This is a genomic window from Promicromonospora sp. NFX87 (assembly GCF_048564965.1).
Classification (GTDB): Bacteria; Actinomycetota; Actinomycetes; order Actinomycetales; family Cellulomonadaceae; genus Promicromonospora.
In genome coordinates this window covers 39,036-62,824 of sequence record NZ_CP183414.1, presented here as the reverse complement: position 1 = coordinate 62,824, position 23,789 = coordinate 39,036, and the positions used below count along the sequence as shown (strand labels likewise).

At 67.6% G+C, this 23,789-nt stretch carries 26 protein-coding genes; 7 read left to right on the top strand and 19 right to left on the bottom strand.

Features of this window, described 5'->3' with window-relative positions; genetic code table 11:
- Nucleotides 1–170: 170 nt before the first annotated feature.
- Nucleotides 171–506 (bottom strand): hypothetical protein, encoded by a 336-nt coding sequence (locus tag ACNYC2_RS29660; protein WP_419707943.1) that lies wholly within the window; start codon nt 504–506, stop codon nt 171–173.
- A gap of 74 nt (nt 507–580) precedes the next feature.
- Here ACNYC2_RS29660 and ACNYC2_RS29655 point away from each other — a divergent pair, with 74 nt between their 5' ends.
- The 3 genes from ACNYC2_RS29655 (at nt 581) to ACNYC2_RS29645 (ending at nt 1,912) form a co-directional block, all read left to right on the top strand.
- Nucleotides 581–916 carry a hypothetical protein gene (locus ACNYC2_RS29655; RefSeq protein WP_419707942.1) on the top strand — a complete coding sequence of 112 codons (336 nt, stop codon included), beginning with the start codon at nt 581–583 and terminating at the stop codon, nt 914–916.
- Nucleotides 917–926: 10 nt separating this feature from the next.
- A complete protein-coding gene (gene cutA / locus ACNYC2_RS29650) occupies nt 927–1,247 on the top strand; it encodes a divalent cation tolerance protein CutA (RefSeq protein WP_419707941.1) in 321 nt (106 codons plus the stop codon).
- Nucleotides 1,248–1,348: 101 nt separating this feature from the next.
- Entirely contained in the window at nt 1,349–1,912 is a 564-nt protein-coding gene (locus tag ACNYC2_RS29645; RefSeq protein ID WP_419707940.1) for a hypothetical protein, read from the top strand.
- Nucleotides 1,913–1,974: 62 nt separating this feature from the next.
- Here ACNYC2_RS29645 and ACNYC2_RS29640 read toward each other — a convergent pair whose 3' ends face one another.
- The gene (locus ACNYC2_RS29640) at nt 1,975–2,691 is read right to left on the bottom strand and encodes a hypothetical protein (RefSeq protein ID WP_419707939.1); all 717 of its coding nucleotides are present in this window, start codon (nt 2,689–2,691) and stop codon (nt 1,975–1,977) included.
- A 153-nt stretch (nt 2,692–2,844) separates the two neighbouring features.
- Here ACNYC2_RS29640 and ACNYC2_RS29635 point away from each other — a divergent pair, with 153 nt between their 5' ends.
- Nucleotides 2,845–4,203 carry a hypothetical protein gene (locus tag ACNYC2_RS29635; RefSeq protein ID WP_419707938.1) on the top strand — a complete coding sequence of 453 codons (1,359 nt, stop codon included), beginning with the start codon at nt 2,845–2,847 and terminating at the stop codon, nt 4,201–4,203.
- A gap of 4 nt (nt 4,204–4,207) precedes the next feature.
- Here ACNYC2_RS29635 and ACNYC2_RS29630 read toward each other — a convergent pair whose 3' ends face one another.
- From ACNYC2_RS29630 to ACNYC2_RS29550, 17 genes are all read right to left on the bottom strand, one after another.
- Nucleotides 4,208–5,266, bottom strand: a complete 1,059-nt coding sequence (locus ACNYC2_RS29630; protein WP_419707937.1) for a PDDEXK nuclease domain-containing protein — start codon at nt 5,264–5,266, stop codon at nt 4,208–4,210.
- A 254-nt stretch (nt 5,267–5,520) separates the two neighbouring features.
- Nucleotides 5,521–7,047: a hypothetical protein gene (locus ACNYC2_RS29625; protein WP_419707936.1), complete on the bottom strand. Its 1,527-nt coding sequence runs from the start codon at nt 7,045–7,047 to the stop codon at nt 5,521–5,523.
- A gap of 104 nt (nt 7,048–7,151) precedes the next feature.
- Nucleotides 7,152–8,096 carry a hypothetical protein gene (locus ACNYC2_RS29620; protein ID WP_419707935.1) on the bottom strand — a complete coding sequence of 315 codons (945 nt, stop codon included), beginning with the start codon at nt 8,094–8,096 and terminating at the stop codon, nt 7,152–7,154.
- A gap of 1 nt (nt 8,097) precedes the next feature.
- Nucleotides 8,098–8,745 (bottom strand): hypothetical protein, encoded by a 648-nt coding sequence (locus ACNYC2_RS29615; RefSeq protein WP_419707934.1) that lies wholly within the window; start codon nt 8,743–8,745, stop codon nt 8,098–8,100.
- 11 nt (nt 8,746–8,756) lie between these two features.
- A complete protein-coding gene (locus tag ACNYC2_RS29610) occupies nt 8,757–12,041 on the bottom strand; it encodes a LysM peptidoglycan-binding domain-containing protein (RefSeq protein WP_419708053.1) in 3,285 nt (1,094 codons plus the stop codon).
- A complete protein-coding gene (locus ACNYC2_RS29605) occupies nt 12,041–12,466 on the bottom strand; it encodes a pilus assembly protein TadG-related protein (RefSeq protein WP_419708052.1) in 426 nt (141 codons plus the stop codon). The genes ACNYC2_RS29610 and ACNYC2_RS29605 overlap by 1 nt, the downstream gene beginning before the upstream one ends.
- A 2-nt stretch (nt 12,467–12,468) precedes the next feature.
- Entirely contained in the window at nt 12,469–12,915 is a 447-nt protein-coding gene (locus ACNYC2_RS29600) for a TadE/TadG family type IV pilus assembly protein (RefSeq protein ID WP_419708051.1), read from the bottom strand.
- Nucleotides 12,912–13,349 carry a TadE/TadG family type IV pilus assembly protein gene (locus ACNYC2_RS29595; protein ID WP_419708050.1) on the bottom strand — a complete coding sequence of 146 codons (438 nt, stop codon included), beginning with the start codon at nt 13,347–13,349 and terminating at the stop codon, nt 12,912–12,914. Before ACNYC2_RS29595 ends, ACNYC2_RS29600 begins: the two co-directional genes overlap by 4 nt.
- A complete protein-coding gene (locus tag ACNYC2_RS29590) occupies nt 13,346–13,540 on the bottom strand; it encodes a hypothetical protein (RefSeq protein WP_419708049.1) in 195 nt (64 codons plus the stop codon). Before ACNYC2_RS29590 ends, ACNYC2_RS29595 begins: the two co-directional genes overlap by 4 nt.
- Before the next feature lie 150 nt (nt 13,541–13,690).
- On the bottom strand, nt 13,691–14,572 hold the full coding sequence (locus ACNYC2_RS29585) for a type II secretion system F family protein (RefSeq protein ID WP_419708048.1): 882 nt from the start codon (nt 14,570–14,572) through the stop codon (nt 13,691–13,693).
- A complete protein-coding gene (locus tag ACNYC2_RS29580) occupies nt 14,569–15,474 on the bottom strand; it encodes a type II secretion system F family protein (protein WP_419708047.1) in 906 nt (301 codons plus the stop codon). Before ACNYC2_RS29580 ends, ACNYC2_RS29585 begins: the two co-directional genes overlap by 4 nt.
- The gene (locus ACNYC2_RS29575) at nt 15,471–16,739 is read right to left on the bottom strand and encodes a CpaF family protein (RefSeq protein ID WP_419708046.1); all 1,269 of its coding nucleotides are present in this window, start codon (nt 16,737–16,739) and stop codon (nt 15,471–15,473) included. Before ACNYC2_RS29575 ends, ACNYC2_RS29580 begins: the two co-directional genes overlap by 4 nt.
- Before the next feature lie 332 nt (nt 16,740–17,071).
- Entirely contained in the window at nt 17,072–17,866 is a 795-nt protein-coding gene (locus tag ACNYC2_RS29570) for a hypothetical protein (protein WP_419708045.1), read from the bottom strand.
- A gap of 4 nt (nt 17,867–17,870) precedes the next feature.
- Entirely contained in the window at nt 17,871–18,539 is a 669-nt protein-coding gene (locus ACNYC2_RS29565) for an SAF domain-containing protein (protein WP_419708044.1), read from the bottom strand.
- 28 nt (nt 18,540–18,567) lie between these two features.
- The gene (locus tag ACNYC2_RS29560) at nt 18,568–19,236 is read right to left on the bottom strand and encodes a hypothetical protein (protein WP_419708043.1); all 669 of its coding nucleotides are present in this window, start codon (nt 19,234–19,236) and stop codon (nt 18,568–18,570) included.
- Complete coding sequence (locus ACNYC2_RS29555; protein ID WP_419708042.1) at nt 19,233–20,237, bottom strand: ParA family protein; 1,005 nt, start codon at nt 20,235–20,237, stop codon at nt 19,233–19,235. The genes ACNYC2_RS29560 and ACNYC2_RS29555 overlap by 4 nt, the downstream gene beginning before the upstream one ends.
- 888 nt (nt 20,238–21,125) lie before the next feature.
- Nucleotides 21,126–21,965: a hypothetical protein gene (locus ACNYC2_RS29550; protein ID WP_419708041.1), complete on the bottom strand. Its 840-nt coding sequence runs from the start codon at nt 21,963–21,965 to the stop codon at nt 21,126–21,128.
- Between the two features lie 247 nt (nt 21,966–22,212).
- On the opposite strand from ACNYC2_RS29550, the gene ACNYC2_RS29545 reads away from it, so the two are divergent.
- The 3 genes from ACNYC2_RS29545 to ACNYC2_RS29535 all read left to right on the top strand — a co-directional run bounded on the left by ACNYC2_RS29545 (nt 22,213) and on the right by ACNYC2_RS29535 (nt 23,764).
- Entirely contained in the window at nt 22,213–22,464 is a 252-nt protein-coding gene (locus tag ACNYC2_RS29545; RefSeq protein ID WP_419708040.1) for a hypothetical protein, read from the top strand.
- Between the two features lie 107 nt (nt 22,465–22,571).
- The gene (locus ACNYC2_RS29540) at nt 22,572–23,450 is read left to right on the top strand and encodes a conjugal transfer protein (RefSeq protein WP_419708039.1); all 879 of its coding nucleotides are present in this window, start codon (nt 22,572–22,574) and stop codon (nt 23,448–23,450) included.
- Complete coding sequence (locus tag ACNYC2_RS29535; protein ID WP_419708038.1) at nt 23,450–23,764, top strand: hypothetical protein; 315 nt, start codon at nt 23,450–23,452, stop codon at nt 23,762–23,764. The genes ACNYC2_RS29540 and ACNYC2_RS29535 overlap by 1 nt, the downstream gene beginning before the upstream one ends.
- Nucleotides 23,765–23,789: the final 25 nt, after the last annotated feature.

Here is a 23,789-nt window from a genome sequence, read left to right as displayed (position 1 = left end):
TCTCGGAGTCCGCTTCATAACGGGAAAAGCAAATGTCTGCCGGCGGCTGTGGTGTCTCTACTCAGTGACCCACATGCCACCGGTGGGGTCCCATCGCGCATCGTTGCCGTCGACGAGCGCAAGGCTGAGCTGCATTTGTAACGCTTGAGCGTTACAGATGCAGTAGTGACTTAGGGGCTTGGGCTGAACACGGCCTCTACGATCGGGCCGCCGAGCATGGCGGCGAGCAGCAGGACCATCACGGTGAGCTGGGTCCACACGAGCCTGAGTGTCCACCGGGAGAGGTGGTGGGCAGCGGTGCTCAGCATCCATACCTGGATGGCTGTGAGCGCGAGCAGGACGACGGTGCCTGCGGCCAGCACCACGCTGAGGGGGTCAACGCCGTCGCGCAGGATCACCGCGGGGATCACGAACATCATCACAGCGATCGCGATGGTGATGCGCACGCCCGTAGCGCGGTCAAGTACAGGGCGAGGGCGCTCGGGGGCCACGTCGGGTGTGGACATGCCGTCGAGACTAGCCCGCACCCCAGACAGTGGCCGGCGCCGGCGGTGTCAGTGGCCCAGGGGATCATCGGCCCATGGATCTCGAGCACGAGCGCCGGCTGAGAGATTTTCAGGCCGGGAAGCCGCAGATGACCGTGGCGATCGCCAGGACCAGTAACGAGGTCGTCTTCTTTCCCACTCGCGACGTCTCGTCCACGAAAGAGGCACAGGCGGCCTACCGGGAGCTGGTTGGTGAGGAGCTGCGGTGCGTGGTGCCGAGCTGTGACGATTCGCGGCTGACCGCGGTCTTCCTCCGGGAGGGCACCAATCACTTCCGGCACCTGACCAAGGACGTCCTGCACGACGCGGAGTCGTTGCTGCACCACATAGGCAAGAGAGTGCTGGCGCACCACCCGCAGTCCACGACATAGTGAGGCGACGATGATCTATATACCGAGCGAGACGACCGAGTTCTGCCAGATCACCACCACGATGAGCGGGCGACGGGCCGCCGACACGCTCGCACGCTCTGTCCTGGACACCGGGCTCGCGGAGCACGTCCAGCTCGACGGCGGTGTCACGTCCTACGTCATGACGTCCGACGGCGTCGACGAGCTCGAGGAACTGCGCCTGACGGTCCGGGCCCGGACCGAGTTCGCTGGCGACGTCGTCCAGCTGCTCCGCAGCGGTCATGAATACGACCCCGAGGACGTGGTGGTCGACGTCCTCGCGATCCTCGACGGTGTTCCCGTCACGACCTGACGTCTGCCTGTCTGTGCGGTTCTGGGGTTGCCGCGATCCGACTTCCCCGTGGCTGGCACGGACGCCGGTTGGGCCCGTGCGTGCGGGGGTATTGTCGTCGGGTGTCGACTACTCGCCGGACCACGCTGCTGGACTCGAGGATGGCCGTGGCGCGTCATGCGGGGGTGACGCCCGCGACGATCAGTCTGTGGATCACGAAGGGCTGGCTGCCCGAGACTGGTCCGTGGACGCGCCGACAGGTCACCGCCGCCGGGAACAAGTCCCGGCAGCGCGGCGGCCGCGGACCTCAGAGCCCGCATGGTTCCCCGGGCCGGTGGCGGACAGGCTGCCCGTGCGACCTCTGCCGGGCGGGGCACGACGCCGACACCCGAGCGCGCCGCGAGGCCGTCCGCGTCGCCTGGTGGCAGCCCCGCGAGAACCCGCTGCTGGCCGAGCTGACCGCCGGCGTCACCTACCGCGAGGCGCTCGACAAGCACGGCATCGCTCCGGCCGCACTGACCGCGCACCGGCGGCGTGATCCCGGCTTCGCCGCCCGGCTCGACCGGGCCCTGATGGCCGGGCGGAACCCCGAGCTCGCGCACGGAGCACCGAACGGCTGGCGCGCGGGATGCCGCTGCCCTGACTGCCGCGGCTACCACGAAGGCACCCGCACGTCGGCGAGATGAGTGCCGTTCCACGCCGATTGACACCTGCCTTGTGCTGTTCGTCGGCGTCGGCGTCCACGAGCTCACCCCGTGAGCTGGCCGGCCGCGCGAGCTCGCACTGCGGCGGTGACGCTCGGTGAGTCCGCGTCTTGCCGTGCGACCTCGAAGGCCTGGCCGGCGCCGTCGGCGCTGGAGCGTCGGACGACGGTCAGTCGCTGCCGGCGTAGCCAGTAGTCACCGCGGGCGGGTCCGCTCCAGCTCGCGCGCTCGACCTCGAGCGTCAGCGCCGCGCCCTCCCAGGGACGGGCGGACAGGATCGTGGTGTCGAGGTGGCGTGCGCGAGCCAGGAGCCGGCGCCGCTCGCTCGGTGTGAGCGGCAGGCGAGGGCCGGCTACGACGATCTCGAACCCGGCGACGAGCGCGGCCAGAACCCCCGCTGGCTGTCCGCCGGCGTCGGGCACGGCGTAGAGCCGGCCCAGGTCGACGCCAGCCTCGCTCAGGGCCACCACGCCGAGCTCGGGCCAGCCGACGACGGCGACCGGCCGGCCGTGCTGTGTCGCGCCGAGTAACCAGGCAGTCAGCGACGCCGAGCCCTGCAGCGGACCCGGGCCCTGCACGGACACCACGGCGCCGACAGGCAACGTGCGGTCAGGCAGCAGGTCCACCAGGGGAGCAGGCTCGGGCGGCGCGAGCGGCGTCACGACCTCAGCGCGAGAGCGGACACCCACGCGCAGCTCTGCCCCGTCCAGGGCCGCGCGGGCGCGCTCAAGCCGCGTCACACCCTTCGCAGCATCGAACATAAGTTCTATGATAGGTAGTCGTTCTCCCCGCCCCCGGTCCAGACGAATCTCACCGGCGTCGACGTCGACAGGCACAGGATTGAGGATCAAGCCTCGGCGAGTCGTCGGTTTGCGATACCGGGATGTCAGAGAGCCGCCCTACGCTCACGCCTTGTGCAGGAAAAGCTTGAGGTACACATCGGCACTCTCCGGCCCGAGGAGTGGGCAAAGCGCGCCAGCATGCCTGTCCGCCACGGCCTCCCTCGCCCCACGGGACCCCAGATCGTCACGGACGAAATCCCATGGCCCTCGATGGGCCTGCTGCCGCGGTGGGTTGGCGACGACCCCAGCAACGCCGTCGCCGCCCTCGAGGCTTCTGAGCTGCTCGGCAATGACTGGGTGCGCTTCCAGCTCGGCGCCGAGACGCGCGGCGAGGCCGCCCTGTACATCTCCACCACCACTCCTCATCGACCGATGAAGGGTGACTGGTCGGACATCCTGAGCGGGTTCGCAGCCCATGCACGAGAGATAGAGCTGCCCCACCAGCACCTCTACGAACTTCCGCCGCTCAAGGTCCTCGGCCAGCCGATCGAGCTCTCAAGGGCGCCAGCTCTTGGCGACGACCTGTCCCCCACCGACCGCGACCTCGCACTAAGAATCCTCAACGCCCCAGGTGCACAGTGGCGGGCAATCGACGTCGACGACGACCCAGAGGAGGACGACACCGCGTCCTTCGGTGAATGGACACCGCTCCTCGTCACACCGGACGGCCTGACCGTCGCCGCAGTCTGGACCGACGCCGGCGAATACGACACACCGACCTACCACTACCTAGTCCCCCGCCTGCAGACCTACGACCCGATCCTGCAGTGGCTAACAGACCGTGCGGTGCCCGATCTCATCCCAACCGCCGCAGCCCGCACCCGCAGCTACATCGCCGACCAGCCCGAACTCCAGTCGTCCCGCGAACGTGACCTCACCGACCAGATCACGACGCTCACGGACCGCTACGAACAGGCGAAAGACGAACTGCAACAGGCGCTCGCGGCCGAGCGCATTGCTGTCTCGGCGGTGCGCGACCCGCTGCTGTTCGGCTCGGGTGCGGAGCTGGACAAGGCCGTAGCGAAGGTCCTGGTCGACGCAGGTGTGACGGTCACTCCGCTCGACGACATCCTCGGAACAGTCAGCGCGGACCTGCTCGTCGAGTACGCCGGCCGCCGACTGTTGGTCGAGGTGAAGTCCGTCGGCGGAAACGCTCCAGAGAGCCTGGCTGAGGCGCCACACCGGCACTTGCGCACGTGGCCGGCGGTGGGCACGGGCCAGCCCGTCGCTGGCGTTGTGCTGGTGGTCAATCACCAGCACAAGCGGCCGCCGGCTTCGCGGGCGCTCGCGGTGTTCGGGCGCCGTGAGTTCGTCGACACGCTGGACTTCCCCGTCGTCGCCACGCTCGCGCTGTTCGATCTGTGGCGCCAGGGCGATACCGCCGGCGTACGCCAGATGTTCGGTCTGGAGGGTCCTGCCGCCCAGACCTGAGAGATCAGGGCTGCTGGTCGAGCTCGTCGGTGATCACGGCCTGCAGCTCTTCCGCGGTGGGCAGGGCCTGGCGAGCGTCGTCGGGTAGCCCGTAGTAGTCGGCGACGGCGAGCGGGGCTGAGGTGGAAGCCAGGGCGTACCGGACGGTGGGCCCGGACTTGCCGGTGCACAGCAGGATCCCGACCGTCGGCGCGTGGATCGCGGGGCGTCGGTACTGGTCGTCGACGATGGCGACGTACGTGCCCAGCTGGCCCAGGTGGGCGGGCTCGAACTTGCCGACCTTGAGCTCCACGACGACGTAGCGCAGCTGGTCCGCGGAGAAGAACAGCAGGTCGACGTAGAACTCGTCGACCTCGTTGGTGCGGTCATCCGGGACGGTCAGTCGTACCTGCCGGCCGACGAACGCCATGCCGCGGCCGAACTCCAGCATGGTGTCCTGGAGCCGGTCCATCAGGGCCTGCTCGACGGCCCGCTCGTCACGTCGCTTGACGAGGGCCAGGTGCTCGAAGACGTACGGGTCCTTCACCAGCTGCTGCGCGAGGTCGGAGTCCGTAGCTTCCAGGGCCCGGGAGAAGTTCGTCGGCGCCGCACCCTGCGCCTGGCGTAAACCAACCTTGATGTGGTGCTCGAGGACGTTGCGGGACCAGCCCTCCTGGGCCGCGAGCGCCGCGTACCAGTCGCGGTCCTCGCGGGTGTCGAGCCGGTCGAGCAGCACGGTCACGTGCCGCCAGGGCAATCGTCCACCAACGTGGTGGACGAACTCGTCCTCTGTGGGCCAGACCTCGGCCGCGCGTCGCATGTAGAGCAGGTTGGATCGTGACCAGCCTGTCTGATCAGGGAACTCGCGCTGCAGGTCGGCGGCGAGTCGGGTGACGACTTTGGCGCCCCAGCGAGCTGTCTCCTGCCGGTCGAGGATTCCACGCCCGATGGACCAGTACAGGCGCAGGACCTCGGTGTTGGCTGCGCGGGCGGCCCGGAACTGGGTGGCGCGTACCCGGTCCTTGAGCTCGGTGAGCAGCTCGGCGTAGCCGTCGGGCTCGAGGTCTCGGCTTGCGGATGTCATCGGCACATAGTGTCGCGCTGGACGCGGTACGTCTCGCTGCTCGCTGTTGGACAGTGGACTCGTCTACGGAGATTGTCCGCGTTCGCGTGGACAAGGGGTTGTCTACGAGCGAGTCTCCGTGGGCGGCTCGGGCGCGAGACGACGGAGACACCTGTCCACGGTGGACAGGTGTCTCTGGAGTGCGACGAACGAGGACGGCGTCTACGGAGATCTGGTTTCCATAGACGCCGTCCACCGTGGACAGGTGTCTCCGATCAGGGCCGGCCTGCACCGACGAGAGACCCTCTGTGAGCCCGAACCGCGTCCGCGCCGCGTCGGCCGGCCCCGAGCTCGTGTCCCGTCTCCACGGCACGCGGCTCGCTTTCCGGGAGCGCCGTGGACGGCGTCAGCTTCACCGTTGTCCACGGCGCGGCCTCGGGAGACACGCGCTCCGCTCCGTCGTCTACGCCGTGCGGCGTGGACAAGAGCGTAGACAAGTTGTCTACGCGCGGGGTGCCGTAGCCAGGCGTCGGAACGCCGTTCTCCCTCCACTTCTTGTAGACCGTGGACCGCCCTGCCCCGGTCCGCTCAACGACCTCGTCTGCCCTCGTGCCGGCCTTGCCGAGCTCGACGATCTGGTCGACCACCTCAGGAGGCAGTCCGCGGGTGGATGTGGACGACGTGGACGTAGACGTAGACGTAGACGTAGACGTAGACGTAGACGTAGACGTAGACGTAGACGTAGACGACCGTCCACCGTCTCCCTCGCGGATCCTCCCGTGGACCGTCTCCGTGGACCTGTCCACCCTCGCGGCAGAGACAGCCCGCCGTGGTTCCGCGAAATCGTCCACGTTGTCCACGCCGTCCACGTTGTGCAGCTTGTCCACACTGTCCACGTTGTCTACGGAGACAGCCTCGGCAGGGTGTCCGTGGACAATGTGTCCACGGTGATCGGTGGAAACCGTCTCGCGAGACTGGGTGGACAAGTCCACGTCCATGTCCACGTCCATGTCCATGTCCATGTCCACGGTCGCATCGTCCGTGAGCTCGCGGATCGTCGCGTTGATCGCGGCACGCTCGAGCACAAGCGCGTCCTCGAGGTCCCGCGCGACGCCGGCGAGACGCTGCCGGTCGGCGAGGTGCAGGCGGGCCACGTCGGCCGTCCCGTCCCCGACGGCCGCGAGCGCCTCGCACCAGGCCGCGACCTGCGCCCGCATCTCCATGGGCGGCACGGTGCGGAGCGCGACCGAGCGGGCGCGGCGGCGTCCGGCCTCGGCCCGGGCGAGCCGACGGCGCGCGGCGCGCGATCCGTCGTTCAGGCTTTGCGCCCGGAACAGGTCCTCGGTGGTGAGGAAGAGCGCGTGCATGCGCGCGGACTGCCGCATCGCGGACCAGGTCGTGCCGGTGGCGAGGTGCCGGTCTCCGATCAGGGCGAGGTGCCACATGAGGGCGGCGAGCAGCGGCACGATGAACCTGAACAGCACGGCGCCGACCGGGTGGCCGATGTACGCCTCGTGCCATGCCGCGAACACGCCCGAGGCTGACGAGAGCGCCCAGGTCAGGGCGAGCAGGGTGCCGCCGGGCCGGTTGTCACGCGCGGCCTCGCGGGCCAGCAGCGCGACCGTCACCAGAGACAGCTCGAAGACGCCCGCCGTCGCGTAGGCGGTGCCCTGGTTCATGGCGAGGACGTCGATGCCGAACTGGACCATCGCCAGGTACGCGGACCCGGTCGAGATGAGGGCGACGGATACGGCTCCGGTCAGGACGAGGCGTCGCGAGGATGATCGGGAGGTCTGGCTCACGAGGGGCTGTCTCCTGTTGTGGTCGGCGTCGCTGGTCAGGATTGCGGGCTCTGGAACGTGTCTCGCGTGGTGCAGCTGGCGGGCGGGTGCGTCGAGCAGCGGGATCACTGGAGCGAAGCGTCCCGCCTGAGGATCGACTGCAGCTCGGCCACCTGGTGCTGGACGCTCGTGGTGAAGTCCAGCGGGATCGTTCCGGACTGTCCGCCGCCGGCCCAGTTGACGGTCCAGTACGAGGTGGCCGTCACGGTGTAGGCGAGACCCGGCTGATTCCGGCTGGTGCGCGTGTAGGTGTGCCCGCAGTCAGGGGAGTCCGCGTCGCCGTAGCTCTCCTTGTACGGGGTCCCCGGGCCCTGGCAGGTCACGGTCTGCCCGTCACCCATGTCGTACACGATCCGGTCCAGGGTTCCGGTCGCGGTGACGCCCCCGACAGATCGCTCGATCGGTCCGGTGGTGGACTCACCAGGGTCGCCGACCCAGAGCCAGGTCTGGAAGCCCACGACGCTGACCCCCTGCGGCGCCATCGCGATCTCGCCGGCGCGGAAGTTCATCTGCTCGATGGCCTGCCGCGCGAGCTGCTCAGGCGTCGGTCCTCCACCACCGGGCGGCGGTGCGGGGGCCCAGTAGATCTGCCGGCCAGGGCAGTCGGTGATCGGGATGTTGTCTCCACCGGTGGGGATGCAGATATACGGCAAGCACTCGACGATCACGCCGTCATCGTGCCCGTCCCAGATCGGGTCGTCCTTCGGCGGTTGTGGGTCAGCCTGCTTGACGTAGCAGGAGCCGTTCCACGTCCCGAACCCGTTGCTGCAGGGGATCTCGTCGCCCTGGAAGCGGCACTTCGTGTCGCCTCCCCCGCCCCCGCCGCCGTCTCCGCCACCGGGGTTGTCGATCGGGGGCGTGGTGCCGCCGTCGTTACCGGGTATCTCGATCCCGATGACGCAGTTGCCGTAGCGGTCGTATTCCTCGCAGATCGGCTCGGTGGCGCTCGCGACGGGCGCGGCGAACAGCACCGCGAGAAGCGCGAAGACGATCGACGCAGCAATCCTCATGTCAGCACGTCCGTCCAGTGCCGGTGCTCTCGCGGACCGACCAGAGTCCGGTCTCCTGGCCCTGCATCAGCACATCCATGATCACCTTCTGAGAGACCCCCTCCTGGAGGATCGAGCTCCCATCAGGCTTGACGATGTCGAGGCCCGTGTTGTCGAGGCAGACTTCCATGTGCACGCGGTGCCCGAGGACACCGTCCTTGCTGGTGTCGCCCTCGTAGTCGAGGACCTGCACGGAGACGACGCCTTCGCCGTCACCAACCTGCTTGAGCTTCTGCTTGGTGAACTGTTCCCAGTAGGACTGCTCCGATGCCTGGATCTCGTTGTCACCGAGGTAGCCCTTGTTCAGGAGCTCTTCGAACGCGCTGGTTCCTGCCTTGGCGTGCTTCGAGCCGATGGCGAGAAACTCCTCGTATCGCTGCCGTGCGTCGTCGATGTTCTGCTGCTTGGCTGCCTCGGCCGGATCGCTCGGCTTCGGTGAGCTGGTCGGTGCGTCGGTGGTGGTGGCGGCGGGCGTCGACGGAGAGGGCGTGGGGTCCGCGGATCCGAACATGGAACAGCCGGCTACCGCGGTCATGAGCACGGCGGAGACGAGCACGGTGCGCAAGGTCCGTCGGCCACCGTGGTGATGGGTGCTGATGGAAGTGGTCACGTCGTCGCTCCTTAAGCGATGCGGTCGGCGAGATCGGCGAGAAGATGCTCAGTCTCAGGTTCAGGTTCAAGGTCGAGGTCGGAGAGAGACTCACGCAGCTGGTCGACCAGGCGCTGAGCTGCCTCGCGCCGGCCGGCGGCCCACTCGGCCCGGATCCCGTCACGCCAGCCCCGCTCGTCGGCCGGATCGACAGCGCGGCCAGCCTCCGAAGCGCGCCGCGCGGTCGCGGCGTCCCCGCTCGACAGGGCACGAGACGCCACCTCGTGGGCGACGTCGACCGCGGCCGCACGGATCTCCTCGGCCAGTGGGTCAGCCCAGATGTACCGGGTCGACTTGGCGTTCTTGAACGGGCGGCCGCGGATCAGCGAGAGCGCGGCGAGCAGCTGCTCGGTCGGTGTCAAGGCGATGTCCTCGCCGACCAGCGCGAGGAACTGGTCCCAGTCGGTCGTCACAGTCTCGGCCAGCCGGTAGACCCCGTCGGAGAACAGCGGGAAGAACGGCTGGCCGTCCTCGTCCTGGCCGAGCCAGCGCCGGGTCTGCGAGATCGCCGGGTTACGGGTCTTGGCCACTGCCTCAGGCCGTGAGTTCGGCCAGATCGCCGACGTGAGCTTCTCGGTGCTGACACCCTCGGGGTGCAGCGCCAGCAGCGCGATGATCTCCAGGTCCCGCCGTTGATGGTTCTGCGCCGGCGCGACCCCAGTCGCTCCATCGAGCTCGACGTCGCCGAGGACGCGTACCACCGGCCCAGAAGGTGCCGGCACCTCAACCTGCACCTGAACCCCAGCCCGGCCAGCCGGGAGCTCCTGCTGACCGGCCACACCGGAATCCTCCAGGTCCGGCACCGCGGCGCTCGCGGGCCGGTCGAACTCAGGCATGGAGCTCGGGTCGTCGACGACGGCCTGGTCGACGGGCACGATGGTGAGGGCTGGAATCTTGGTCTCAAGGTCCTCCAGCTCGGGGGCGGGCACCTCCTGCAGGTTTGCTCCCCACGCGGGCCCGGGAACGCCCTCCTCCGGCTGGTGCAGGAGCTCGCTGATCATGGCCAGGTGGCTCTCGCTGAGCTGCTGAGGACGCAGGACGATCCCGGCCGGCTGCAGCGTCCCTGTCGGCGCCACCGCGGTGTCTGGGTCGACGGGGTTGAGGTCGAGGACCCACTCCCCCATCCGGGTGCCAGCAACCACGGCTGCGACCCCGACCCGCGGGACCCGACTGACGAGACCTTCCAGCCGCATCCGGTCAGCGCGATCCATCTCGGCGCCGACCAGCAGGATTTCCGGCGTCCACGTGTCGCCGGCCTCGTCGCGCCCGCGTGCCTGTGCCAGGGAGGTCGCGCCGGCCTCCTCGATTGCTGCCGTCACGGCGTCCGCACGTGCCTCGAGCTCCCGTGAGATCTCGGCGAGGCTGGACACGTGCCGGATCCTGCCGTTGTCGATCGCCGCAGGGAGGTCGGGCAGAGTTCCGACGAGGGTGACCTGGAGGTCGTCGGCCCAGACGCTGGTGCCGAGCTCGACCGCGAGCGCGGTCAGCAGCGCAGAGGCGACGCCCTGGTCTCCACGTATCCCGAGGCAGCCCACCTGCTCCAGGTCGAGCAGCAGGTTCGCGTTCTCCTCGTCCAGGCCGACGGTGACCAGCGACGGGTACGGGGCTGGCATGGTCGACGCGTCAGCGGCAAGGTCCAGCGCCGCGGCGTCGTCGGCGACCAGGCGCCAGACGTACCTGCCGTCGATCGGCTTCCATGGCTCGGGCAGGTCGGATTCGTCCTCGAGGAAGAGCTCGATGGTGTTGCCGGACTGCCGTGCGGCGCGCAGCTCGGGCAGGGGCAGGCCCTGGTTACGGTGCCAGGCGCCCAGGGAGCGCAGCGCAACGTAGACGATCTCGACCCCTGCTGGGTCGGCGACGGCTCGCAGGTCCGCCTCGAGCTCTGACGGTTCGGAGTCCGGTGCGGGGAGGATGATGCGCTGACCCGGCGGCCGGCGCCGGCGCGCGAGGGTGCGACGGAAGGCGAGCAGGCCAACGAGACTGGCCGCAAGCAGGCCGCCGATCCCCGCAGCGGTACGGAACGCTGCCTCCTCGGTGTCGTCTGAATCCTGCGCGATCTCCGAGTCTTGCGCGACGTCCGCGCCGAGGGTCTCTGGCTCGCTGGTGGGCAGTGGGTCGTAGGCCTGGGGCGTCTCCGCTGCCGCTGGGCGGTCAGCCGGGGTAGACGCCGGCGGCAAAACGGGCAGGGCCTCCTGAGCAGGCGCCGGGTGTTCGTCTGCGGGCGCCTGTGTGGGCTCGTCGGCGACGTCGCGCTCGGCCCGGGTGTCCGCCTTCGGGGAGCTCTGCGGCTTGGGCTCAGCCTGCGGTGCAGCGGGGGCCGACGCCTGCTGGGCGGGGATCCGCAGCGTCCAACCTGGCTGGAGCTGGTCGGGGTCGGACAGCGTGCTGCCGTCCGGCTGGACGATGTCCCGCGAGGCCTTCATGATCCGCGGGTAGTCCTCACCACGGCCCAGCTCGCTGGCCGCGATGTCCCAGAGGGTGTCCCCCGGCCGCACCGTGTACTCGCCTGCCGTGCCCTCGGCGCTGACCGGGGCAGCGGCAGGCCCCGGGATGAGGAGTACCCAGCCCGGGTCGATCCAGTGGGACTTGTCCAGGCTGTAGCCGCCAGGCTGCTGACGTCCGTAGTTGAGGTCTGCGATCTCCTTGTACCGCTGCCCGTCACCGAGCTCGCGCTCGGCGATCCGCCACAGGCTGTCTCCTCGCTGCACCGTGTACTCGTGCGTCTCCTCCCTCCCCCGGGAGGACGCACTGCGCTCCTCGCGCTCCGAAGCCGTCGACGCAGCGGCCGGCTGTGCGGCGAGGTCGATGGCGCCTGTAGCAGCAGCGGCGGTGGAGACGGCGGCGGCCTGCGCGACGGTCTGCTGGGGCGCGGCCTCGACGGCAGTGGCCGCAAGCGGTCCCGCGCCGAGCATCGCGACGACGGCGCCGACCAGGACGGAGGCCATCCGCTGCTGGACGCCGAGTCCGCTCACCTTCGGGGTGGGCAGCCCGCGCACGCGCGCCGGAATCTCCACCAGCACCGCGGCCGCGAACGTGGCCCAGGCGATCCAGGCCACGAAGGTCAGGATGGTGGACGTGACGACCCCGGTGGAGTCCGGCCGGGACAGGACCCCGCGGATGTGCTCGAAGTCAGGCAGCTCGCTGGGGATCGGGTTGCCGGCCACGGCGATGAGCAGCGCCGGCAGACCGATGATGAGGGCGCCGAGGACTAGGAGCGCGCCCAGGCCCCGCAGTAGGCGCAGAGAAGTGCCGCCCATCACTGGCCTCCCTGGGTGATTCCGCGTACAAGTTCGGCGCTGGCGTGACCCTCTGCGGGCAGGGATGGGAATCCGATTGCCCTAATGAATTTGGTCTTGTACGTAGTGGCGGTGTCGACGGAGACCGTGCCGGCGGAGACCCTTACCGACCCAGTGACGCCATTTGCCGCAAGAGAATCCTGAGCTGCCGCGAGCGCCCCTGAGGCGTCGACGGTCGGATTGGTGCCGGCGCGCAACGAAGCGCCCGAGACACTCTGACTCGCTGCGCGTGCGGCTTGCTCGGCCGCGAACTGGGCTTGGTCGGTGGCTGCGAGCTTTCCGCCACCATCGACGATGAAGCCGACGGCGAGTATCACGGCGACGGCGCTGACCATGATGAACAGCGAGGCGTCGCCGCGCTCGGGGTCCTCCTGGTGAGACCTCATCGTCATCCCCTCTCCCGGTAGGCATCGAGTGTGGAGTGTCCGGTCGCCGTGATCGTGCGCGAGGAGCTGAGGCCAGCAAGGCCGAGGTCGCGTAGCGGGACGACGCAGGTGACTGTGGTCGTGATCGTGCCTGGTTGGCCTACCGGGACACGAAAGGCGCTCAGGTCTGTGTGCACGCTGGTGGTGGAGCATTTCAGGTCGCGGTTCGTCAGCGTCGAACTGGCCGCCTGTTCTGCGTTCACCTGCGCTTGTGCGACTGTTCGGCTCAAAGAGGCGGATCTGGCTGCCTCGCTGGCCGCGGCACTGACCGTGATCTCGGCCAGGGAGACTCGGCCGAAAGCGATCGCGGTGAGGAAGAAGGCTGTCAAGACGACCGTGACCATCACGGTACTGATGGCCATGTCACCGCGCTCCGTATCGGGCGTTCTGTGGGGCTTGGTCCTCGTCATGGTTCGATCCACCTCTCGACCGGCCCGCTCGCCGTCTGATCGAGGGACCAATCCGGGATGAACGGGATGATGGAGGGGACGGCTCCGTGAATGGTGGCCGTGACCTCGATCGGGGTGCGTGTGACGCTTATGGCTGGGTCGATCACTACGCCTTGAGCGGCGTCGAGACGCACCTCGGCTGCGGCGACACCATCGGCGTCAGTGGCACCTTCGAGGCGTGCGGTTTGAACGGCGCCGTTGGCGGCGTGTTGAGCGACATTGCGAGCGTGCAAGTAGAACGCCGTCTGGAAGAGCCCGAACACGAAAGCGAGCAGGAACGGGTAGATCAGCACGGCAGCGAGGGCCTGGTTTCCCCGGTCGTCGTGGCGCACTGCATCGCGCCAGCGCCTCCCTGCGGCGATGGTCCTGCGCACGAACGTGGCACCGGCGGTCATAGCTGGGAGATCAGCTCCTCAACCTTTCCGGTCAGCGCGAGAACGACGAGCCCAGCCAGGGCGATACCCCCGATTGCGACGAGGATCCACTGGATGGCGTCGCCGCGCTCGGGGTCCTCTCCGCGAGATGAGGGGGATGCCTGCTGGAACCAGGCCTTGACGGTGACGATCTGTGTGGTGAGCCAGGTCATGGGGATCTCCTTGCTGTGCGGTCCGTGTGGTGTCCCGCTACCTATATCAACGGCGCTGGAGGCGCCTGGTGTGACATCGAGTAGGTGTCAGTTTTCGCCAGAAAGTTAGTTCCGCTGGCGAAACGAGGTTAGCGGTCGTTATGTGATCGGTTACAGGAGCTGGAGCATTGGGTAGAGCAGCATCGCGCAGAAGATGCCAGCCAGGACGAAGACCGGAAACGTGAACACGACTGTCGCCCCCGCGGCGCTCTCCTGTTCACGGGCGAGTTGCGAGGAGCGAAGGCTCCGTGCTCGTGCGCGCAGTTGGGCATACACGGCCGCGTTCTCGCTAGCGGCCGATCTCATGATGTTCGCGACGTCGCGCAGCTCGTCGACCTGGATGTCCTCAGCGAGGTCTGCCAGGCCTTGCCATGCGGGGTGTCCGGCGTTCTGGGCGTGGTCGAGTGCGTAGGTGATCCGCTGGAAGGGCCAGGAGTCGGTGACGCGGGCGGCGTCCTTGATCGACTGCGTGGCGCCGGATCCAGAGATCCGTTCGATCGCGATCAGTTCGAGGTAGGCCGTGACGGCTCGGGCGAAGTCGGCCCGGGCCGCCTTGGCCTTGGCCTTGGCTTCGAGGTCTGGCAGGACGAACCCGGCGACGACGAACGCGAGGGTGAGCGCGGCCGGCAGGGTGAGTGGCAGACCGAGCGGAGAGAGCACCAGCGCCAGCACCGGCAGCGCGAACAGGCCCAGGACCATCGCCAATGCCTTCTCACCAAGCAGCGAGGTACGGGAACCGCCGATGAGCTCGAGGTCAGCGGCCGACGGTGTGATGCGCAGCAGGTAGTGCTCTGGGATGCGGGTTTCGAGCCACCCTCCGACGCGGTCCTTCGTGTCGGTCGACGGTGCTCTGATGATTGTCGGCCGATCGGTGCCGCTCATCCGTGCGATGGCGTGAGAGGGGCTGGGTTCGGTGGGCAGTAGCTCGAGAATGAGGAGGTAGATGCCGGCCGCGGCGGTGGCACCGATGAATGCGGCGACGATCCAGGTCATCGGGAACCTCCCATGCGGTCGGGCATCAGGCGCGGGATCGGCTTGCCGGCCGATAGCTTCTGGATCCAAAGCAGACAGCCGGTGATCGCGGTGAGCAGGACAAGAGCGATGAACTGTCCGACGGGTGTCTTGTAGGGCTCGATGCCGGTGCCGCTGAAGATCATGAGACCGATGACGACGAGCGTGATGGCCGTGACGATCCGTGCTGAGACGCGGTATCCGGTCCGGTCGGCCTCGATCTGACGCCGGGCCTTGACCTGGTTCGACACGCTGTCGGCTAGTTCTGCCAATGCCTCGCCGACTCCGCCCTCACGGCGCTCGGACTCCAGGATCAGCGCCATGGCCACGATGTCGGCGGTGTGGTCATTCATGTCATGGGCCCACAGCTCCAAGGCGGGCTTGATGGGCTGCTGGGCATCCAGGCGAGCGATGAGGCGCCCGAGGTGCGGTCGGATGGTGCTCGGTGCGCTTCCAAGACTTGCGCGCAGCGCCTGTTCGAGGCCTGATCCTCCGCCGACGAGGATGCCGGCCAACGACCGAACCCAGGCATCGAGGTCGGTCAGCCGCTGCAGATCGTTCGCGGCAGGCGCCCTCTGGATCAGCACGGGAAGGCCGAGGACCGCGGCGGGAAGGACCAGCACGAGGATGTACCAGCCGGTCATCAAGGCCAGCACCAGGCCGACGATCGCAGCCCCCACGACGAACTGCCGACGTCTCCGGATGGCAGGATCCGAACCGGATAGGCCGGTTGCGGCCAGGAGCCTTGCGACCAGCGCCTGTGCAGCGGCCCTCCCTGGGGCAGGTGCAGCGTCCGCCGGCTGCTGGCGGATCCCTGTGACGAGAAGCAGCCCACCGCCGGCGAGCGCTGCCGCGACGGCCATCCCGATGATCGTGGGGCTCATGCTGCTCCCCCCTCGGCCTGGTCGTCCGCATCCCAGAGACCATCGCGGTAGTTCAGCAACGAACGATCGAAACCCCCGCGGACCAGCTCGTCGAGGAACGTGGGCGGGTTCATCGGCACTGCGCGCCCCTTCTCGTCCGGCCCGAAGATGGTGCTGGTCGCGACTGGGTTGCCCTGCTCCCCCCTGGTGCACTCGATGATCTCGGTGATGTACCGGTGCCAGGAGCCATCAGGGCGCTGGCGCCGATCCAGGTACACGATCAGGTCGATGGTCTGCGCGACCTGGCGATAGGCGAACGTCTCGGAGAGGGTCGCGTCCCGCGCGGCCAGACCAGCAAGGCGCTCCACGACGTCGCGCGCAGAGTCAGCGTGAACCGTTGACATCGACCCGTTGCCAGCCTGCATGGCCTCGAACAGGGTCACGATCTCAGCGCCCCGCACCTCGCCGACGATGATGCGATCGACGTTGTGCCGCAGCGAGTCATGCAGCAGGAGCCCGGTCGGGGCTGCGCCGACCCGAGTACCGGCAGCGGTCATCTCCCCTGCCCCGGTCCGCGCCTGCATCGGGATCACCCGACGGTGCCGCTCGGGATCATCGTGCAGGTAGAGCTCATAGTCACCCTCGATCGTGGCGACAGACTCCATCCGCGGAATACAAGCGCACAGCGCCCGGAGCAACGTGGTCTTCCCGCTGCCCTGCCCTTTACCCGAAACAACGATCGTGCGCCGTGCACGCACCGTGGCTTCAAGGAATCGCTCGAGCACGAGGTCGAGCTCACCAGCCCTGCGCAGCCATGACAGGTCCACGCGCTGAATACGTTGGAGACGGATCGTGACGCGAGGCCGCGGCACGACCCAGTAGATGGCCGCCAACCGGGCCCTGCCTGGTAGCGGCATCTCAAGCTTGTAGTTCGAGCGCGTGAACGCCTGCTCATTGGCAGGATCGCGGGTCGCGAGGAACTGAAGGAACTCAACCAAGTCAGCGTCGGACTCAGCCACCGGCGCAGCCTCCTCAAACGAACCGTCCACCAGCTGCAGCAGGACGTCGTCATTGCCGGTGATCTCGATGTTCTCGACATCCTCCCGATCCACCAAAGGCTGAAACCGGCCGAGCCGGAACATCGCATCGAACAAGGCCCGCGTCAGATCCGAGCGCTGACCATCGGTCAATCCAGTGCTCCCACCCTCCAGCAGCCCCGCCGAGTGGTCCGTGACCACCTGGCTGATCAGCTCCCTCCCCAGCTCCTGCCGCGCTTCGTCATCCATCTGCCGATCCGCCAAGATCTGCGACAACCGCGTAGCAACCTGCTCCCGAAGCCCAGTGACCTGCCGCCAGAACGACGGATCCGCAGGCAACGGCCGCACACGGCGCACCTCCTGCACGACCCGCTGCGCCTCCCCCACGTGACCCCGCGTGGCCTGCGAGGCGACCACGCCACTGGTCACCCCACCGGTACCACCAGCGGTTCGTCGCGCCGTGAGCTTGTCAGTGACCGACGACGACGCCCACGGAGACACCTCCTGAACGACACCAGGCTCCGGAACAGGCGAGTCGTAGACAGGAAGACTCGAAATAGCAGGAGGCTCACCGGGACCAGTCATGACCGCACCTTTCGTGGTCGCAGCTGCAGCTCACGCTCACGAACCTGACGCGACACATCCGCAGCAAGCTTGTCGATCGAACGAGAAAACTCTGACTTCGAATACTCCCGGGGCGCACGCGAAACACCGTCGCTGAAGGCGCTCGCGTACTTGGGGTCCCATCCCACGGGCTCGACGGCCCGGAGCTCGACGGTCTCGGCGACTTCTTTCGCCGTATACGGCTTGCCCGGCCCGATGGTGAGGCTGCGCAGGTTCGTGAATGCGCGCGCACCCTCGGTGGTTTTTGCCTCACGACGCCGCACGAGGTGTCGGGTCGCGAGGATGTCGGGAAGTCGAGACGTACTGGCCAGAAGCGAAAGGTCAGCGAGCCTAATGAAGGCGTCACGGTGGTCGCTGACGGCATCCAGCCGGCCGAGGTCGACGATGGTGTCGTGGTCCTTCTGGCTCGCCAGGTGGCTGGCCAGAGGCCCCCAGAGGTCCTTGGCCGCCGTGGCAGTTCCTGCGTCGAACAGGCCAGGGATCAGGAGCGGGCCGTCAGCTGGTCGTCGAGGATCCAGGGGCAGAGTCTGCGTAGGGAGCTCGTCGGCGAGGTGGCCATTGTTGTGCGCGATCGTGAGCCGGGGCACGCCCCGGTCGTGCTTGATCTGGCCGCGCAGGTATCCGGGGATGATCGACGACCCGGAGAGGTCGGCCTCGAGGATGACCACGGGCCGCGGCCAATGGATCGCCAACGCTATGGCCGTGGTGGAGACCCCAGGTGCGCCTTTGGCGGATGCGAGAGTGATCAGCATGCTGTCACTCCCCCGCAGGGTCGACCACGAGCGCGATACGGCCAGTCGCTGCTCGCGCGGCCAGGTCGGCCGCCTGTGCTTGGTCAACCTCCACCTCGACGATGGTGACGTCGCCGGTGGCCGCCAGCTCTGAGGAAACCACGGTGGCGCTGATCGCACGGGGCGACTCGACCGGCGGGTCTCCACCGGTGACGGGCGTCTCGACGATCCGAACCTGATCACCCGACACGAGAGTGCGCGGTGGCATCTGGGACTGCGTGAGCGCGAGCCCGACAGCGGACCGCCCAGCTGCAGGGCTGAGTTCCGGGGCGACGGCCGCCGGGTCGAGCAAGGTGTTGGCCGGGAGGTCCCGGTCGGCAAACTGCCCGACAAGGGCGTCGATCTGGTCACCTGGCACTGTCGCGAGCGCTCCCACTGTCGTGGGCACCTCGATGACGTGCAGGTCACCAGCGGCGAGCTGCTGTCCTCGGCTCACGTCGGCGCCGGTGACGACCACCTGGGTGGTGTTGGATACCGAGTTCGCGTACCAGCCTCCCGTCAGGGCCGCGGCGGCAACCAGAGCGATCCCGAGTGCCGTCCGTGCGGGCTTGCGCTTGGTCCGCACAGGAGCTGGCACCGGCGGCGCGGTGCGGGTTGCCGGCGGTGCGGGTTCGGCGTGCGTGATGCTCGACATGAACTGACTCCCCCTGCTGGAAAGTTCTTCAGGCCTCGGCAAGACCGAGGTAGTGGACGAGGGCGACGGACGCAAGATGACCGGGGTCCTTGGCCCCTGTCTTCTCGACGAGGTCGTCAAAGACGTCGCGATTGGTCGGCGTGAGGCGAAGAACGATCGGAGCCGTCGGCCCGGCGTACGGGCTGTTCTGCGCCCTAGTCGGCTTCCTTTCGAACAGGCTGGCCTGAGCTGGCTTCTTCGCTCCGCCGACGAGCGACGCCTGGACAAAGCCACGCAGCCGCTCGTAGGGGTCCTTCGCATCCCGTTCAACCAGCTCCTCGATTGCGTCGAACACGAGAAGGGCGTTCTGCGTTCCCTCCTCTGCCCGGCGCTTCCGGAACTCAGGCAGGATCTGGATCGGGACATACAGCGAGTAGTCACTGGCCCCACTCGAAGCAGGCCGGGCAGCCTTCTTCGCCGACGCCTTCTTCTTGGAGCCCGCAGCCGCCTTCTGGGCCGGCTCAAGATCCGGCGTCGCCGGCGCGTCCTCGTCCGAGGGCTCCGCATCGGTCACCGGCACGACCGGCGTCGGAACGGGAGTCAACGGAACGTCGTCCCGAGCGACCGCCGCCGACTTAACGCGCTCAGCGATCGCTCCCCTACCCCGACCGCCACTCTTGGCGAACATCGCGCCCAGGTTCTTCTCGTCGTCGCTCATCGCGCAACCTCCTCCATCTCCTCGGCGCTCTCTGCCGCTTGAATCCTGTCGATGCTCTGCAAGGCCACTCGCTGGTAGTCAGCCGCAAGTCCGGACATCGACTTCGTCACGCGGACACCTCGACTCCGCGCGAGACGGCTAGTGACACTCGCCGCGGCCTGCTCCTCGTCACTCTCGGTCGGCTCTCCGGACTGGACCTGAACCCCTGCGTCCTCAAGCTCAAAGACGAGGACGCCCTGCTCGCGCGCCAACGAGGACGGCTTCGGAGCGTGGCGCACGAATCCCTGAAACAGCGGGTCATCCAGATCCAGTGCGTCCCCATCACCAGACGTGCTGGAGTACCCGAAATCCCGACGGATCTTGGTGCTCGCGCTCTCACGGAGACTCGACGCGGAAGTGTCGGAATCAAAGAGGACGACACCCAGAAGATCCAGGCCGGGGTTGATCTCCTCCCGGACACGGACGAACACACCCGCGACATCTGCCAGCGCGTCCAGCGACGCACTATCCAACTTCACTGGCGCAAGAAGCCACCGCGCCGTGCCGAGAGCGATCTCCTGAAGGAGCTCCGCCTCAGGCGGGCAGTCGATCAGGATGAAGTCGTAGCGAGGTGCGATGGGAAGAAGCGCGACGGCCAGAGCCTCGAGCTGCTCCATACGCCCAGCCGGACCGCGGTTTCCCAGGTCTCGCAGCACCGCCTTAAGGCTCTTGGTGAAGTCGCCCGACGCGACGACATCGAGGCGCTCGCGGACGTTGGCGATGACGGGAAGAGGCTGACCGGTGCTGACTGCCTGGAAGGCGGCGAGTCCGTTGTCCGTCGCGTAGCCCAGGTCGTGTCGTGTGTTGTTCTGTGGGTCCCAGTCGATGATGAGGACCTTGAATCCCTCGTCGGCGAGTAGCGCGCCGACGTTGGTGGTGATCGATGTCTTGCCAACGCCTCCCTTGGCGTTCGCCACGGCTATGACTCGCCTGAGGCTGTACCACTGGTCGTCTGTCAACATCGCGTATGCGCCCTTCGTGGCTGTGATCTGACACGTGCCGGGCCGTGGACGAGCGCGTTGCAAGCGTCGGCGGCACTGGTTCAGCACGTGGATCCGGCAGGTACCCTGCGCAGGTTACCCCCGGTACCTGCCCGGGACAAGCCCGATAGCAGTGATCATCGGGTCGGTAGACGGTCAGTTGAGCGTCGGTATCGAGCCGTATGGAGATAGCACACTCGCGCACCACCAGCCGGTCACTCCTGTGGAGGCCGCTGTAGACCAACGGTAAAGCAGCCGGTGAGGGGCGAGAAGTCAGCGCGTCCTAGATGGGCGCCCGGCGGTAAGCAAGGCAGTAGGCGACCAGTAGCCAGCCAGTACCCGGCCAGTAGCCAGCCAGTAGAAGCCTAGTAGGCTGCCAGTCAGCGGCGCGGCGCGCGTACTTATATAGCGATGAGTCGACTCCTATACAGCCAGGAGTCGGGCTGTAGCGAGCGCGACGCTGACTATCTACTAGCCGTCGTAGTGCCGTCACCTGGCAGTACAGGCCTCGGAAGTACATCGGCCACTGGTGGTATAGCAGCCGTATGCAGGTTAGTCGTCAACCCAGAAGCAACCGGGGGCTGACCCAAAGAACACGGGTGAGCAGCCGTATGCGGACGGCATAACGGCCGAACCATGGCCAGGTCCCGACCGAGAGCGGGCACGTCCAGCGTCAAATACCGACGCGCAACGGGCGTGGATCTCAGGTGTATCCAGGCCTTCACTGGCGGCTTTACTGCCGTATCGGCATACATATCCAGGGAGTGACCGGTCTGAAATGCCACGAAAAACGGCTTTGCGCGCGTGCGCCTCAGAGGCGCGCAGACCCACCGGAATGGACCGAGACACCGGGGATGGCCCAAAAGTCGCTCACAGGGCCGCCTGGACCCCTTCTGCGAGGCGTCGGACTGCACGGCTTGCGCGCTGTCGAACCACGTCGTGGCTGAGGCCGAGTTCATCGGCAACGCGGCTTTGGAAACGCGAGTGAGGACGAGGGCGCCCTGATCGGTCCGTTGCGGTCGTGTCGACGAGCGTTTCGTACTCCGGCAGATCGGGGTCGGGGGCATACAGCCGGGTGAGGAGTGCCGCCTCCTCCGGTCGGATGATGCCGTTGTCCAGCCCCCAAGCGAGGACCTCCAGGACTTCGCCTGTCGCCCCGAGGAGGTGCTGGGCATCAGCCGACGATCCGGCGAGGCGGGTTCGGGAGTTGGCCACGCTCTCGATCATGGCATCTGACGCGGCCACTTCTACGATCGTCGCGGCACGGCCGTTGGGCCGGGTGAAGGCATCCAGGGCGCGTGACCAGAGTCGCGACACGACCTTGCTGGGGCGATCGAGGTCGTGGGTTGCGATGGCCGTCCACATCGCTGCGGTTGCGTCGGCAGCCGCTTCATGACCGGAGCCGTACCGGTGCCCTCCGCGAGCGACCATCTTGCGGATGGCCGGAAGCATGCACTGCAGGACGAGCCGACCGGCCGCGTAGCTTCCAGCCCGGTGTGCCGACAAGAGCGCATGGAACGCCTCGTCCTGCTCCGAACGGTCCACCACGGCATCGGTGGGTGTGATCGCGTCCCGCAGGCAGGGATACGCCTCGAGCCAGGCGTCGAGCTGGTCCGCGAACGAGCCCTGCCGGATGAGCGCCTCCCACTCGAGGATCAGGTCGGTGATGACGGTCGGTACTGCCGCGACGGTTCGTACTGGTGCGGACATGGGTGCAGCCCCCTTCGGTAGGTCTGCACCCGACGCTCCGCATCAGCCCTTGTCCGAGACCGTTGTCCAGCGGACGGCCAAAGATGTGATCTGGATCACATCGCGCGTCGGGGAGGATCCGACCTGGTCAGGGCGCCGCAGACAAGGGGAGGGCCAGGAGAAAAAGATCGCGACGCGCTGTCACACGCGCGTCCAACTGCGCCGTTGTCAGGGTCATGGAGCCCACCACACCCCTGGAGCCACTGACATGACGACCGAGCTGCCTCTCATCTCCCGTCTGCGCGACATTGCCGACCTGCATCACGCCCGCCAGCAGATTCGGCCGCTGGTGGACGAGGTCGTCCAGGACCTCTCGACCGATCCCCTCGGCACGAACCTGACCCCCGCGCGACTGATCGCTCTGGGGGAGGTCTTGAGCAGCCCGCGCGCTGCAGGGAGTCGCGCGGCCCGCGCGCGGGTTGAAGACCTGCTGCAGTCATCAGCTGTGGAGGAGACATGAGGCTCCCCTTGGTTCGACGCTCACGACCCGCGGACGAACCCACAGAAGGGGCGGCGCTGGCCGAAGAGCGTCCTGCCGAGCGCGGGATCGAGTGGACCGGAGGCTCGGTGCTCAAGACCCGGGCAGTGACCGTGGGGCTCTTCGCAGCCCTGGCCTGCGGGCCGATTGCCTTAGTTGCAGCACTCGCGAACCAGACCAGTCCTGAGCCCGTGCAGGCGCAGCGATCGTCGGAGGGTGCTGGATCACTGGCGGGGGAGTACGCCGTCCAGGTCGTCGAGGCGTGGCTCACGGCAACGGAGGGCGACGACTCTGACCTGGAACGGCTATACCCCGCGGTACCTGCGGCATTGCCCGCGACACCCATGCATGTGCGGGATGCGGCACCAGCACAGATCCAGCCGGCTGGCGAAGGAGCTTGGATCGTTCTGGTCGGCGCCGATGTCGCGGATCCTGCCAAGGATGGTTGGCAGGTCTCGTGGATCCGGCGCTACTACGAAGTGCCGGTCCAGGCTGCAGAGACCGCGTACGGGACCGGGCTCGTCGCGTCCGCCCTGCCAGCCCCTGTGGCTGCGCCGGTTCGCCTGAACGACACCAGCGAGGACCTCGGGGGAACGCTGTCGGTGTCCGGCGAACTGGGTGACTCCATCACCGGCTTTCTTACGGCCTACCTGACGGGGACGGGTCCGATCGATCGCTACACGAGCCCGGAGACCGTGCTCGCCCCGATCGCCCCAGCCCCATACGAGGCCGTCTCCCTGACCGCGCTGACGGCGCGCGACGACGTGACAGACCCCGACGAGCCGGCGGAAGGCCAGCAAGCAGCGGTCGTCGCAGAGGTCGAGCTCACACGAACCGACGGAGAGACCGTCACGAGCCAGTACCACCTGACCCTGACCGCGAGAGCAGGGCGGTGGGAGGTCACTCGGACCAACCACGACGCGACCAGCCGACCTCAGCCGGCTGGAACTACCGAAGGAGACAACTGATGTACGAGATCGAAAGCCTCACCAGCACGATCAGCGCCCATTCCGCCGTATACGCAGACGGCCTGTTCGACTTCGTCGAGACCCAGGCATCAGAGGCGACCCAGGCGCTCTACGCGGTGGTCATCCTCTGTGTCGTGGCGACGGTAGCCGGAATCGTGATCAAGACCCGCATGGCCGCGGCGGCAGTCTTCGTGGTCTGCCTGATGGGGGGACTGGTGCTCTGGCTCGTGGTCGGTGGCGGCATTCAGCTCATCTCCCAGCTCGCTGGAGAGCAGTTCGCCAGCGCCGCACTGACCGTGCCCTTGGCCGTCTGATCCAACCACCCTCAGATCTAAGGAG